This window comes from Flocculibacter collagenilyticus, from assembly GCF_016469335.1.
GTDB lineage: Bacteria > Pseudomonadota > Gammaproteobacteria > Enterobacterales > Alteromonadaceae > Flocculibacter > Flocculibacter collagenilyticus.
In genome coordinates this window covers 1,399,294-1,412,993 of sequence record NZ_CP059888.1, presented here as the reverse complement: position 1 = coordinate 1,412,993, position 13,700 = coordinate 1,399,294, and the positions used below count along the sequence as shown (strand labels likewise).

At 40.3% G+C, this 13,700-nt stretch carries 9 protein-coding genes and 15 tRNA genes; 8 read left to right on the top strand and 16 right to left on the bottom strand.

Annotated features, from left to right (window positions below; translation table 11 throughout):
* Position 1: 1 nt before the first annotated feature.
* Both HUU81_RS06245 and HUU81_RS06240 read right to left on the bottom strand, forming a co-directional pair.
* On the bottom strand, positions 2-2,539 hold the full coding sequence (locus tag HUU81_RS06245; RefSeq protein WP_199611388.1) for an ABC transporter permease: 2,538 nt from the start codon (positions 2,537-2,539) through the stop codon (positions 2-4).
* The gene (locus HUU81_RS06240; protein ID WP_199611387.1) at positions 2,529-3,239 is read right to left on the bottom strand and encodes an ABC transporter ATP-binding protein; all 711 of its coding nucleotides are present in this window, start codon (positions 3,237-3,239) and stop codon (positions 2,529-2,531) included. The genes HUU81_RS06245 and HUU81_RS06240 overlap by 11 nt, the downstream gene beginning before the upstream one ends.
* 1 nt (position 3,240) lies before the next feature.
* On the opposite strand from HUU81_RS06240, the gene HUU81_RS06235 reads away from it, so the two are divergent.
* Complete coding sequence (locus HUU81_RS06235; RefSeq protein ID WP_199611386.1) at positions 3,241-3,933, top strand: arylesterase; 693 nt, start codon at positions 3,241-3,243, stop codon at positions 3,931-3,933.
* Between the two features lie 218 nt (positions 3,934-4,151).
* On the opposite strand, the gene HUU81_RS06230 is transcribed toward HUU81_RS06235, so the two are convergent.
* The 7 genes from HUU81_RS06230 to gltX all read right to left on the bottom strand — a co-directional run bounded on the left by HUU81_RS06230 (position 4,152) and on the right by gltX (position 6,935).
* A tRNA-Glu gene (locus tag HUU81_RS06230) sits at positions 4,152-4,227 on the bottom strand.
* Between the two features lie 238 nt (positions 4,228-4,465).
* Positions 4,466-4,541: transfer RNA gene (locus tag HUU81_RS06225), tRNA-Glu, on the bottom strand.
* A 129-nt stretch (positions 4,542-4,670) separates the two neighbouring features.
* A tRNA-Glu gene (locus tag HUU81_RS06220) sits at positions 4,671-4,746 on the bottom strand.
* Between the two features lie 129 nt (positions 4,747-4,875).
* Positions 4,876-4,951 (bottom strand) — tRNA-Glu (locus tag HUU81_RS06215).
* A 129-nt stretch (positions 4,952-5,080) separates the two neighbouring features.
* Positions 5,081-5,156, bottom strand: a tRNA-Glu gene (locus HUU81_RS06210).
* A 65-nt stretch (positions 5,157-5,221) separates the two neighbouring features.
* A tRNA-Ala gene (locus HUU81_RS06205) sits at positions 5,222-5,297 on the bottom strand.
* A 231-nt stretch (positions 5,298-5,528) separates the two neighbouring features.
* Positions 5,529-6,935, bottom strand: coding sequence for a glutamate--tRNA ligase (gene gltX, locus HUU81_RS06200; RefSeq protein ID WP_199611385.1), 1,407 nt, complete (start codon positions 6,933-6,935; stop codon positions 5,529-5,531).
* 194 nt (positions 6,936-7,129) lie between these two features.
* On the opposite strand from gltX, the gene HUU81_RS06195 reads away from it, so the two are divergent.
* The 7 genes from HUU81_RS06195 to HUU81_RS06165 all read left to right on the top strand — a co-directional run bounded on the left by HUU81_RS06195 (position 7,130) and on the right by HUU81_RS06165 (position 9,973).
* A tRNA-Val gene (locus HUU81_RS06195) sits at positions 7,130-7,205 on the top strand.
* A 24-nt stretch (positions 7,206-7,229) separates the two neighbouring features.
* Positions 7,230-7,305: transfer RNA gene (locus HUU81_RS06190), tRNA-Val, on the top strand.
* A 25-nt stretch (positions 7,306-7,330) separates the two neighbouring features.
* A tRNA-Val gene (locus tag HUU81_RS06185) sits at positions 7,331-7,406 on the top strand.
* A 40-nt stretch (positions 7,407-7,446) separates the two neighbouring features.
* Positions 7,447-7,522 (top strand) — tRNA-Val (locus HUU81_RS06180).
* Positions 7,523-7,560: 38 nt separating this feature from the next.
* Positions 7,561-7,636: transfer RNA gene (locus tag HUU81_RS06175), tRNA-Val, on the top strand.
* A gap of 162 nt (positions 7,637-7,798) precedes the next feature.
* Complete coding sequence (locus HUU81_RS06170; RefSeq protein ID WP_199611384.1) at positions 7,799-9,457, top strand: response regulator; 1,659 nt, start codon at positions 7,799-7,801, stop codon at positions 9,455-9,457.
* A gap of 153 nt (positions 9,458-9,610) precedes the next feature.
* Entirely contained in the window at positions 9,611-9,973 is a 363-nt protein-coding gene (locus HUU81_RS06165; RefSeq protein ID WP_199611383.1) for a hypothetical protein, read from the top strand.
* Positions 9,974-10,173: 200 nt separating this feature from the next.
* On the opposite strand, the gene HUU81_RS06160 is transcribed toward HUU81_RS06165, so the two are convergent.
* The 7 genes from HUU81_RS06160 to dnaQ form a co-directional block, all read right to left on the bottom strand.
* Entirely contained in the window at positions 10,174-10,416 is a 243-nt protein-coding gene (locus HUU81_RS06160; RefSeq protein WP_199611382.1) for a Rossmann-fold NAD(P)-binding domain-containing protein, read from the bottom strand.
* 473 nt (positions 10,417-10,889) lie between these two features.
* A tRNA-Asp gene (locus HUU81_RS06155) sits at positions 10,890-10,966 on the bottom strand.
* A gap of 26 nt (positions 10,967-10,992) precedes the next feature.
* Positions 10,993-11,069 (bottom strand) — tRNA-Asp (locus tag HUU81_RS06150).
* Between the two features lie 45 nt (positions 11,070-11,114).
* Positions 11,115-11,191 (bottom strand) — tRNA-Asp (locus tag HUU81_RS06145).
* A gap of 22 nt (positions 11,192-11,213) precedes the next feature.
* Positions 11,214-11,290, bottom strand: a tRNA-Asp gene (locus tag HUU81_RS06140).
* Positions 11,291-11,389: 99 nt separating this feature from the next.
* Positions 11,390-12,850 carry a TIGR03503 family protein gene (locus tag HUU81_RS06135; protein WP_199611381.1) on the bottom strand — a complete coding sequence of 487 codons (1,461 nt, stop codon included), beginning with the start codon at positions 12,848-12,850 and terminating at the stop codon, positions 11,390-11,392.
* Entirely contained in the window at positions 12,826-13,545 is a 720-nt protein-coding gene (gene dnaQ, locus HUU81_RS06130) for a DNA polymerase III subunit epsilon (RefSeq protein ID WP_199611380.1), read from the bottom strand. The genes HUU81_RS06135 and dnaQ overlap by 25 nt, the downstream gene beginning before the upstream one ends.
* Between the last annotated feature and the right edge of the window lie 155 nt (positions 13,546-13,700).

The following is a 13,700-nucleotide window of genomic DNA, read 5'->3' as shown; positions in this document are numbered from 1 at the left end:
ATTAGGCAATCAGCCTTAATAATTGCGCTGTTTTCACCGTCATTAATTTCGCTGTAAGAACTAATCCAACAATACAAACAAATAAGCCACCTACAATTGGCCCTATCCACCATAATTGCCAATGAATAGTGGCAGACATATCAAACATTTGCGTTTGTAGTACTAGCAACACTAGCTCTGTCGCAAACGTTGCGATGACCCCAGCAATAAAGCCAAGTAAAAAGAACTCAAAAGTAACGCTCTGCTTAATAAGACTGCCTCTAGCGCCTAATGCCCTTAGGATAACCAACTCTTGTCTGCGCTCTTCAAGCGAAGCCTGAACCTGTGCTGTAAGTACTAACACACCTGCAATCACCACAACGAATAATACAAATTGGATGGCGAGTGATACCTGCTCAATAACCGATTGCACTTGTTCTAGAATTTTGCCCACCTCTATGACACTTATAGTGGGAAATTGCAGCAGTAATTGATGAATTAACTGTGCATTTTCTTGTTCTAAGTAAAATGCGGTAATGTAAGTGGCAGGAAAACTATCCAGTACATTGTTACTTAAGATCATAAAGAAATTAGGCTGCATACTATTCCAATTAACTGATCTGATACTGGTTACCGTCACTTTTGCTTCAGTTGCACCAATTAAAAAAGTAAGCTCGTCGCCTAAATTGATTTTTAATGACTTGGCAATTTCTTCTTCTACTGACACCTCAGCTTGTACAGAATCTCCATGCCATTTCCCAGTTAATATTTTATTGTTATCTGGTACTTCAGTACGCCAAGTAAGGTTAAGCTCTCTACCAACACCTAAGCGCTGGCCTTGCTTCGACTTATCATCATCTTCCTTGGTCACTTTATCATTCAACTTTTCGTCACCTATTGCTACTAGGCGACCGCGCACAACTGGATAAAGCCCTTCAGTTTGAATTTGATTGCTTGTTAGAAAGTCTGACACCATTGGCATTTCTTGTTCGCTAATGTTCACCAAGAAGTGATTTGGTGTACCTTCTGGTAGTTGCATACGCCATTCATTAATAATGTCATTCTTCAAAACAAATAGCGTTAACAATAGTTGTATAGCAATAGTAAAGCTGATCATTTGAACGCTGTTAGCTTTTGCTCTTCGCTTAATTGAAGCCATGGCCAATGAGAATGGATTGCTGGTTTTCATGCCAATGGCTCGCCCTGTGTTGATCAGCAAATAACTCATACCAAGCAATATTCCAACAATTAATACACCACCAAAGAATAAAATAAGCGTTAGCTTAAGTTGCTGACTAAACCCCCACATAAGAATAAAAATGGTCAACATGGATAACACCGCATGCCACGCAGATAAGCCAATATCATCACCACTATCTCGGCGTAACACTCTTAATGGAGGGATCTCTAACAATTTGATGATCGGGAATAAAGAAAACATCACCGAGCAAAGCACACCTGTAGCAATCGATAAAAGATACGGTCGTAAGCCAATACTTGGTAAAACCGCCGGTAAATACTCACTCATCGCTTTCAATGCGCCCGCTTGCGCGGCCAAGCCGATTAACAAGCCAAAGAATACTGACACGGAGGTTAACCCTAGTAAGTGTGCGAAGTAAATCCTTCTTATTTGCTGCTTTCCTGCGCCTAACGTTTTAAAAATAGCGACTGGATCGTAATGACGTTGACAATAACGGTTAGCGGCTACCGCAAGCGCTGTTGCCGCAAGCACGATACCTAACAGTCCAGCTAATAATAGGTAACGTTCAGAGCGCTTAAGCGCACCAGACAATACATTGGTGCGATCTTTTACACTGATTAATGATTCGTTTTCAGACAGCTTTGGCTTAATTTCATTACTAAAATTTGTAATGTCTTTTTCTTTACCCGCAAGGTACATTTGATAAGTAAGACGACTACCCGGCTGAACAACCTTTGTTTTTTCAATATCTTGGTAGTTCATCATAATACGTGGCGAAGTGCTAAATACACTCATCGGCGCATCAGGCTCTTGAATAATCATGCCGGCCACTTTTAATTTAGCAAAGCCTATTTGAACCTCATCACCAACCTTTACCTTTAATGCGTAAAACAATCGCTTTGCCAACCATACATGCCCAACCTCTGGGATAGCCTTTGCAACATACGCAGTGTCGTTTAAATTAGCCGCAATCTGAATATCCCCTCTCAGTGGGTAACCTTCACTCACCGCTTTTACATTACTTAATGACATTTCCTCTTGGTGAACAACCATTGTTGAAAAAAACAGGGCGTCTACCGTATTTAAGTCATTAGCTTTAGCTAATTGATGATACTCAGGGTTAAGTGGCCGTGAGCTTCTTACTAATCGATCAGCTGCAATAAACTCTGCACTTTTATCTAAAATTGCACCTTGAATCCGCGAAGTAACAGAGGTAAGTGTAAATACAGTCATTACTGCCAGCATAATAGCTAGCGCAATAATGGTTAACTCACCACGCTTTAACTCTCTTTGCAGTAACTTATAAGATAAACCCAGCCACGGCTTGTTTTTCGGCTCAAGCTTAGCATTAGCCTGCATAACGATTTTCCTCACCCAGATCTTTTAATTCACCCCCTGTCATTTCTAAGCGTCTTTGGCAGCGTTGTGCTAATTCATTATCATGTGTCACTAAAATCAATGTGGTTCTATATTTTTCGTTTAGCTCAAATAACAAATCCTCAATTAAGTGACCATTTTTTGTGTCTAAATTAGCTGAAGGCTCGTCTGCGTAAAGAATATGTGGTTTAGAAATAAAAGCACGGGCAATCGCTACACGCTGCTGTTCACCACCTGAAAGCTGATTCGGATAATGATCTAAGCGATCAGCCAGTCCGACTTGAGAAAGCAGACCTTTTGCCTTTTCCATCGCATCGTCGTCACCTTTTAACTCTGCCGGCAACATAACATTCTCCAATGCCGTTAAGCTTTGAACCAACATAAACGACTGAAAAATAAAGCCGATGTATTGCCCTCTAAATTGCGCTCGCTGTTCCTCATTCATTTCATGCATAGCTTGGTTATGCACAATTATTTTTCCAGATGTAGGTTGATCTAAGCCCGCCAGTAATCCAAGCAATGTAGACTTACCAGAACCTGACGCGCCTACTACCGCAACCGTCTCCCCCTCTTTCACTTTGAAGTTAATATTTTTTAATATTTCTAATTCCCCTTCACTAGTGGGCACGACTTTATTAAGATTGCTAACTAAGATCATATTTAAATCTGATATTTTGGACATAATGAGACACTTATTAATTAATGCATTTACATTTACTTTTATTACGCTGGTAAGCTTGCTATCAGTTCATAGCGTTGCACAAGACAATCACATAAATAAACAAGGTCTGCAACAAACAGCTATCAACAACCGTATTGTTATACTAGGTGACAGCTTAAGTGCAAGCCTAGGAATGAAACAAAATGAAGGCTGGGCACACCTACTTAATCAACATTTTCAACAGCAAAAACTTAACTCTTTAAGTATAGAATTAATCAACGCAAGTATCAGCGGTGAAACGACAGGAGGCGGTTTAGCTAGGATAGACAACGTTCTGAATAAAACCAAACCCGATTATGTACTTATAGAGTTAGGCGGTAATGATGGCTTAAGAGGGTTTCAAATAAAAACAATAAGAAACAACTTGTTACAAATCATCAAAAAAGTAAAAGCTGCTGATGTTAAACCTATTCTAATGCAGATCCGTATTCCACCCAATTACGGCCCCGTTTATAACCAACGATTTGAACAAGTGTTCACATCCATTGCTGAACAAGAAAACATTCCACTCATGCCGTTTTTTATGGATAAAATAGCCATTAACCCCGATTTTATGCAAAATGATGGCATACATCCTAACAAACAAGCTCAGGCTATTATTAGAGATATTATGAAAGAGTCCATTCTTAATGTAATTAAGCCCGAGCGTTCTTAATAAATGAGTTTATTTGAAAGATAGATTTGAAGGATAAATTTAAAATAATGTAGCGCACTATAAAGCTAGCTTAGCAATGTTGGGTTAGCTTTTATAGCGCATATTTATTTCTAATAAACTGACCCACTGCCTGATTAAAAGGTTAACACTATTTAGAGCGAATCAGTACAAACAAAAAAGCCGAGCTAAGCTCGGCTGTTTTGTACTTATAAAATAAGTGGCGTCCCCTAGGGGATTCGAACCCCTGTTACCGCCGTGAAAGGGCGGTGTCCTAGGCCTCTAGACGAAGGGGACGCAGAATTCTTTTCATACCCGTCTCATTTGAAGATGCAGCGTTGTTAGCTTCGCTCTTTCACCTCAATCATTTAGTTAGTCTAAACTCATGAGGATTCAGTTGCTTGCCGCCTAGCTGCTTCTTCAACTGCTATGGGTATATATATTCAAATTCGTTGTCACTAGGACTGGTTATTTTAACTCTTACCATACGAGTTTCACTATTTTATTAGCACTTACCCTGCCTTAGCAAAATAAGTGGCGTCCCCTAGGGGATTCGAACCCCTGTTACCGCCGTGAAAGGGCGGTGTCCTAGGCCTCTAGACGAAGGGGACGCAGAACTCTTTGCTATATACCGCTTACACCGCATATAAAAATTCGTTGTCACTAGGACTGGTTATTTAAACTCTTACCATACGAGCTTCACTATTTTATTAGCACTTACCCTGCCTTAGCAAAATAAGTGGCGTCCCCTAGGGGATTCGAACCCCTGTTACCGCCGTGAAAGGGCGGTGTCCTAGGCCTCTAGACGAAGGGGACGCAGAATTCTGTGCTATATACCGTTTACACCGCATATAAAAATTCGTTGTCACTAGGACTGGTTATTTTAACTCTTACCATACGAGCTTCACTATTTTATTAGCACCTACCCCGCCTTAACAAAATAAGTGGCGTCCCCTAGGGGATTCGAACCCCTGTTACCGCCGTGAAAGGGCGGTGTCCTAGGCCTCTAGACGAAGGGGACGCAGAATTCTTTGCTATATACCGCTTACACCGCATATAAAAATTCATTGTCACTAGGACTGGTTATTTTAACTCTTACCATACGAGTTTCACTATTTTATTAGCACTTACCCTGCCTTAGCAAAATAAGTGGCGTCCCCTAGGGGATTCGAACCCCTGTTACCGCCGTGAAAGGGCGGTGTCCTAGGCCTCTAGACGAAGGGGACGCAGAATTCTTTGCTATATACAGCTTACACTGCATATAAAAATTCGTTGTCACTAGGACATTTAATGGTGGAGCTATGCGGGATCGAACCGCAGACCTCCTCGCTGCCAGCGAGGCGCTCTCCCAGCTGAGCTATAGCCCCATTTGGCTATTTTCGAGCAACAATGCTTTTTAACACATCACCCCCGAAACGCGGAGCGCATTCTATGCAGTAGGGAATTTTATGTCAACAGTTTTTTTATTAATAACTATTGTTCGCTACTTTCTTAATCAATCTACTTAAAAGTTGAACAATTTAGCCTGCATTTCACTATTTTCATATATTTTAGTATGGGTTAATGAACGGATGCAGGCTTTTTAGCAAAGCGATTAACTAGGCTTGCTGCTCTCTTTCAGCAATAAACGCTAACGCTTTATCAATGCGAGTAAGTACATCTTCTTTTTTGATCAATTCAATTGTCACATCTAGCGAAGGAGAGTTACCCGCTCCGGTTACTGCAACACGTAAAGGCATACCTACCTTACCCATACCTACTTCAAGCTCTTCAGCGGTAGTATTGATCGCTGTGTGAATCGCTTCTGCATTCCAATCTGCAAGTGCAGCAAATTTTGCCTTAACTGTTTCAAGCGGTTGCTTAGCAACAGGACGTAAATGTTTTTTCGCAGCTTTTTCGTCAAACTCACTGTAGTCTTCATAGAAATATCGGCTAATTTCTGCCATTTCTTTCAATGTTTTAACACGATCAGCTTGTATGCTTACTACTTTAGAAAGTGCAGGACCGTTTTCTGTATTAATAGACTGATCAGCAAAGTGCCAAGCTAAATGTTCTGCCACATGCTCAGGATCAGACTCTTTAATATAATGCTGATTTATCCAGTTTAATTTTTCAGTATTAAAAGCCGACGCAGATTTACTAACCCCTTCCAAGCTAAATAGTGATTTCATTTCTTCCAGGGTGAAGATTTCTTGGTCGCCATGTGACCAGCCAAGTCTAACTAAATAATTAAGTAATGCTTCAGGTAAATAGCCATCGTCACGATATTGCATCACACTTACGGCGCCGTGGCGTTTCGATAACTTTTTACCATCGTCCCCCAAAATCATAGACACATGAGCATACACAGGAATAGGTGCATTTAGCGCTTTTAAAATATTAATTTGGCGCGGTGTGTTATTAATATGGTCTTCACCACGTATAACATGCGTCATCTTCATGTCCCAGTCATCCACCACAACACAAAAATTATAAGTTGGAGAACCGTCAGTACGCTGAATAATTAAGTCATCTAATTCGGTATTCGCAATTTCAATTTTGCCACGAATTAAGTCGTCAATAACTACCACACCATCGTCAGGGTTTTTAAAACGAATAACAAAAGGCCCTTCTTGCTCTTCTGCATCACGGCATTTACCATCGTAACGCGGCTTTTCGCCCTTCTCCATTTGCTGTTCACGTAACTTCTCAACACGCTCGTGCGAGCAATAACATTTATACGCTTTATCTTCTTCAACTAATTGCTGAACCAACTCTTTATAACGGTCAAAGCGTTTTGTTTGGTAATAAGGCCCATGATCCCACTTTAAACCTAGCCATTCCATGCCTTGCATAATGGCATCGATAGCTTCAGGTGTAGAACGTTCAAGATCGGTATCTTCAATACGCAAAACAAACTCACCACCCATGCGCTGAGCATATAACCAAGAATATAATGCGGTTCTAGCACCACCTACGTGCAGATAGCCAGTTGGGCTAGGTGCAAATCGTGTTACGACTGACATGTGACTTCCTCGACAATTTTAGTTGGCGGTATTTTATCAGTGCCTAAGTGAATTAACAGTGATAACTCTGCTATTTCTTAATTAAAGTTAGAAGAAATAGCAAAACTGATTATAAATGATGCAATTAAACCTAAAATTCAAAATTATTGTTGACACTGTTTCATACCTCCCTATAATACCGCCCCACAAAGCGAGGACGCTTAGCTCAGTTGGGAGAGCATCGCCCTTACAAGGCGAGGGTCACTGGTTCGAGCCCAGTAGCGTCCACCAAATCCGCTTTGAGTAAGAAACCCCGGACGTATAGCTCAGTTGGGAGAGCATCGCCCTTACAAGGCGAGGGTCACTGGTTCGAGCCCAGTTACGTCCACCATTCTTACTAGTACAAAATATCCCATGGACGCTTAGCTCAGTTGGGAGAGCATCGCCCTTACAAGGCGAGGGTCACTGGTTCGAGCCCAGTAGCGTCCACCAATATTTTGTACCATGTTTTAAAATATTAGATATATCCCATGGACGCTTAGCTCAGTTGGGAGAGCATCGCCCTTACAAGGCGAGGGTCACTGGTTCGAGCCCAGTAGCGTCCACCATATTTATCGAAGATGTTTTAAAACAATATATATCCCATGGACGCTTAGCTCAGTTGGGAGAGCATCGCCCTTACAAGGCGAGGGTCACTGGTTCGAGCCCAGTAGCGTCCACCACTTCTCATATCCAACTTAAATTATTCTATTTATCCTTAAGTCACTATTTTTATTAAACTTAAGCAATAATTAACTAATTCCTCACTCTGTGAACATTAGACGCTGTTATTCTTGAACAAATCCAACTACTATATCTTTACTAGATAAATAAAGTGGATTTCAATGACCGTTAGCTTCGCCTCAGACATTAACATTCTCATCATCGACGATCAACCGCTAGCTCAAAGCTACATGCGTTATTCGTTGGAAAGTTTGGGGTATAGAAATGTGGCTATTGCTGAGAAAGCTGAGCGCGCGATCCGTTTATCAAGAGAGCGTAATTTTGATTTGATGATCTGCTCCTTTAATCTTCGCCATGGTAAAGACGGCTACCAACTTTATGAAGAATTAAAATCAAAAAAGCTGATCAAACTCACCACTGCATTTGTTTTTATTAGTGCCGAAACTGATACCAGCTTAGTTCATAGTGTCGTTGAGCTTCAACCAGACGACTTTTTAGCTAAGCCATTCACGTTAAAAGAACTTGGTTCAAGACTTGATCGCGTACTTAACCGCAAGCACATATTACGACCAATTTACCAATTTATTGATAGCGAAAATTATTCTGCGGCAATTCGACAAATTGATGACTTCTTAGAAAATGAAACATACGCCAAGCTACTCCCTCTCCTACTTCGCTTAAAAGGTGATATTTTATTAAGAATATTTGACTGGCCCTCAGCGATTACTTTTTTTGAAAGCATATTAGAAGTACAAAAATTTGCTTGGGCAAGAATTGGGTTAGTAGAAGCATTGGTGAATAATCAAGAAGATGAACGTGCAATGCTGCATTTAAAACAGATGATCGAGCGTCCTGAAACAAAGCTGATTGCATACGATATGCTAAGCCAACTGCAATTTAAAAATAAAGAATATGAAGAAGCATTTAATCATTTGCAAATTGCAGCACAAATGTCACCCCGTAACTTATACCGCCAAGAAAAACTCCTTAACTTGTCGCGAATAACGCATGACTACGAAGCGCAGTTTAAAACGTCTAAAGATATTGTGAAATTTGCTAAGCACTCAATGCATGAACAACCCTCAATTTATCTAAACGTAGCCAGAGCAAGTATTGATTATGCTCAAACCTGCTTTGAAGAAGACACAGTTCGAATTCTAAGACATGCCACCGACTATTTAGCAGAAATGAAAAAAAACTTTCCAAATGCTGATACTGAAGAGCAAATTACCTGTTTAACTGCTCGCCTACTTTATTTAAAAGACGAAAAAGTAAAAGCAAAACAGCTCATTCACCAAGTGATGAATCAAGATGAAGCGCCTATCGAATCAATTGAAGATGAACTTGATAAGGCTAAAGCACTTCATGAACTTGGCTTTCACGACAAATCCAAGCAACTATTTGAACGTATAGAAGAATACTGCCTCAGCACACAAACAGGTAGTAATGGCTTAACAGAATATATTCAACAAGAAAAACAGCAGCGCGAAGAAATTACCGAAACACCCAAAGAGCTTAATAATAAAGCCGTTAACCTATACAGCCACGGTAAATACAACGAAGCATTTAATGCGTTTCTGCTGGCCTTTAAAGTAATGCCCAAAAATACCAGTATTTGCTTAAACTTATTACAAACAATTTGTGATGCACCCAACATTAACGTGAATGCAGAAGATGTTCATCACTTAATTGAACGCTGCATTAACGTGATTGATGATGTTGGCTTAAACGATGAGCAAACGTTGAGGTACAATAAGTTGACTGAGCGCTTAAAAGATAAAGCTAACATCCCATTCAGCAGTATTAATGTGACCGTATAAAACTTTATACAACCCAATGTAGCTAATTTTATTCAGTAAGTATTCAGGTTTGCTTTATTAAGCTGTTATCAACAACAGCCCCAACCGAGGAATAAAAGCGTGTTCACTAAAATTAAAAACCTCATTCTCATCTGCGCTGCCCTATGTATTAGCATGCCTGCCAACGCAGAAGAAAGTGATGTACTTAATGTAGATCGCAGCGTGGCATCTTCACTAAAATTGTCATTTCCAAACGACAAAAGAATCGAGCCAAAAACTAGTGGCTTTAATATAGAAAACTACGTATTAATGAGCAATGAAAAAGGTGAACGCTGGGCTGTAATTACAGCTACCAATAAAGCTTGGGGCAGACGTTCATTAGAACATCATCACCTTATGGCGCTTTTCGCCAATGGCGAACGCAGCACACCACTTACCTATCGCTTAGATTTTGAAGCGAATGAAACACAATCCTTTACCGTAAGTTTTGGCGAAAATAAATTTCCAATTCTTTCAATTTATACCCGAAAGAATTAAGTGAAGAGGTCAAAAGCCATAACTTAGCTACTTCACTCCAGCAATGTCAATAAAAGCCTCTGTGACATAAGATGCGTCTGATAACAGCCAAACAATTGCACTGGCGACCTCGTCTGGAATAGCGTCTCTTTGTAATGACATAGTTGGGCTTAATCTTTTAACTCTATCAAGCTAGCCATCGTCCGGATGAATATCAGTTGCTATAAAATCTGAGTGCGCACAATAACACTGATGCTCCTGTCAACTAATTCTAGAGCAAGCCCTTTCGCTACTGAGTCCATTGCTTCGTCAGATTCTGACTCTGATTCCGCATCATCAACGCACTCAAAAGGCGCACAAGTTCTTAACGCAGTAGAAGGTACATTAGTAATTGAACCACCTACTTTGTCGCGATTAACGGATGCTTTAGAACAGAAAAATGTACTTAGTATATTTAAAGCCATGACTTTTAAAGCTGTGGCTTAAACTCAGACTGCTCCATATCACCGTACTTAGCTTTCTACTCGCAATAGGCTTTGCTTGACATGGTGTTTTGCGACACAAAGTCCTGGAATGGTCATAACACCTAATATCCCTTCCCTCTAAATGGCAAACACCTGACTTTCTGTGAATCTCGATTTTTTCATAATGTTCTCCATCTAAGGTTACTTTCAATGGAAAACTCTACTTTTGATATTCTGATTTTATGGGGGAGTGACAGTGACCATTAGCAAAAAACAAGACACCTATCGCATTTTTGAGCACACTTCATCAGCATTAACTGCACATACCGATACTTAGTAATGCGAACATATAGTTTGAAATTGATAAACAACTCTGCCCATGAAATTTAACGATTCTAAAAACCGTATCAGGCAAAAAAATATAATTAAATTAGATATGCTACTAGAATGGATAACAAGACAAAAAACATACATGGCGGAGTGGACGGGACTCGAACCCGCGACCCCCGGCGTGACAGGCCGGTATTCTAACCAACTGAACTACCACTCCGCATTGTAATGTATTTTAAGATTCGTTGGCGGAGTGGACGGGACTCGAACCCGCGACCCCCGGCGTGACAGGCCGGTATTCTAACCAACTGAACTACCACTCCACAAAGAATCTTATATCAATCTAAATCACTCTCAATACCAATCAATGGCGGAGTGGACGGGACTCGAACCCGCGACCCCCGGCGTGACAGGCCGGTATTCTAACCAACTGAACTACCACTCCAGAAAGCTTTTTAGATTGTAATTGGCGGAGTGGACGGGACTCGAACCCGCGACCCCCGGCGTGACAGGCCGGTATTCTAACCAACTGAACTACCACTCCGCGCAAACGTTTTGGAAACCGTGTTCCCTTAACGCGGCGGAGATAATACGGATCTGAGTATGTTGCGTCAACCCCTTTTTTTAACTTTTTAAGGGTTTTCTAATCATCTGGCATCGAAAGGTCTAAAATATCATCAGATTTACCGTCTTCTGGTGTTTTTTTAGTCTCTTTATTGTCAGAAGATGCATTTTCCTCTTCATCTTTTTTCTTCTTTTTGAATTTTGGCAAGGCGGGTAATTTAAAAGAAAGTGGTTTTTTTAGTATATAAATTCTTATTACTACATAACCGATACCTAATATGACTAAGTTACCAATTATGACCAATGTAATAATTACCCATAAACTCATTGTTTCTGGCTCTGGCTCTTCAGGGACAACTGCTTCTTGCTCACTTTTTTCTTCTACAGCCTCTTCTTCAGGAGAATTTGCTTCTGCATCAGACTCTAATGGCGACACATTAAAAGTAAAGGTAGGTAATTTTAAGATAAACTCACGGCCATTGGCGTTTTTACCAAACCCTTGAATATCTACTTTATACACGCCGTAATCATAATTAATAATATCTAGGGTGCGAGCTTCTTCAATTTTTTCAACAATAGAAAAACTTTGTATTTCGTTGTTAGGGTAATGCACTTTGCCTTGAAAGATCACTGAGGTTTTATCAACATAATCACCTAGTACTTCTAACGTCAGTACATGGTAATCATCAGCTTTATCTGTTTTCTCTACACTGACTTTAAATGGTGACGGATGAACGATAACCGGGTCCAGTTCAATTTCCCGGTGAAACATCGGCATTCTAATAATATATTGAGGGATCCACTCGCCGTCAGGGAATTCTAATTTCAATTCTCCAGTAAACACACCATCTTTAGGCCGCTCGTCATAGCCCTTACCATTATCTTTAAACTGTGCAAACTTCACCATGTCGGCACCAAAATTGGGGTAATCTGCATTATTAGTACTGATGAAATTAACATCCAGCTGTAATACATCATCAATTGCCCCTGCTCTGAAACGTTCACCGCCATTAGTAATATAGCCTGTCAGCTTAATAGACTCTCCTTGTATTAAAATTTCAGGAAGTGGCTCTGCATGCAGTTCAATATCGCTAATCACCATAATTTTACTACCCGGCAAAAGCTGACCGACCGCTTGCCAAGGCCCTGGTGTCGGATTTTTAAGACGAATTAAGTCATACGTTTTATCATCAAACCATTCAATTTCACCCGTTACTGCCATCGTGGCATATAACTTACTGCCATCTGGTTTAACTAAAATAACTGGCGGCGAACCTGGCTCACGAAAAAACAACATTGTTACTTCATCAACTTCGTGATCTATACGAAAGCGATTTTCAAGTAGTGGGATTTGATTGCCAAGATCTTGGCCAAGTAATTTTACGTTTGGTGAGATATTGGCTGATTGATCAGCTTGTGCATGCACGCTCTTAATGAATAAAAAAGCGATTACATTCAGCAGAATTAACAGCCACGCAACCCTACTGCGTGACAGTAGCCTGTTGGTTTGATGGTTTAATTGTCTGGTACTGCTCGCCACAAACAACTTCCTCCTTTATTTTCAACGATATCTAGCCTTGATTCGTGGGCCAGTAATTCATCATTAGTCGCTTTTATTATTTTTAATGGCGCACGATTACTGTCTAATCTGCGAATACCTGCTTCTTCTCCACTTTGGTTTTCGTCACCATGATTTAATTTTAGCTTCTTCTGCCCCCCTGTCATCGACAGATAAACATCAGCGAGAATTTCGGAATCCAGTAACGCGCCGTGAAGCATACGATGAGAGTTATCTATGCCATAACGACGACACAACGCATCAAGGTTATTTTTTTGGCCCGGATGAAGCTTTCTCGCCATCGTTAGCGTATCAACCACAGTGCAATAATCTGTGGTTTGTCCCCAAGATGGATTAAATAGCTTAAACTCGTGATCCATAAAGCCCACATCGAACGGAGCATTGTGAATAACTAGTTCAGCACCGTTTATGTATTCAAAAAAGGCAGTAGCCACTTGCGCAAATACAGGCTTATCTTGTAGAAATTGATTAGTTATACCATGTACACCTATGGCTTCTTCTTCAATAAAGCGCTGTGGATTGACATAACAGTGAAAGTTATTACCCGTAAAACGTCGATTAACAAGCTCAACACATCCTATTTCTATAATACGATGACCTTGTTTTGGGTCTATCCCTGTTGTTTCTGTATCCAGTAATATTTGGCGATGACTCATGCTTTTTCTTTACCTATTCATTTTGCAATTAGATTATACTGCTGCATGTAATTTATAAAGCTACACTCGGGATTATTTGCATTGCTTGCGCTATTTTATCTAACTCCCGCAAAAATATTTATCAATATATGTTTAAATATTTGGTTATGTTAATA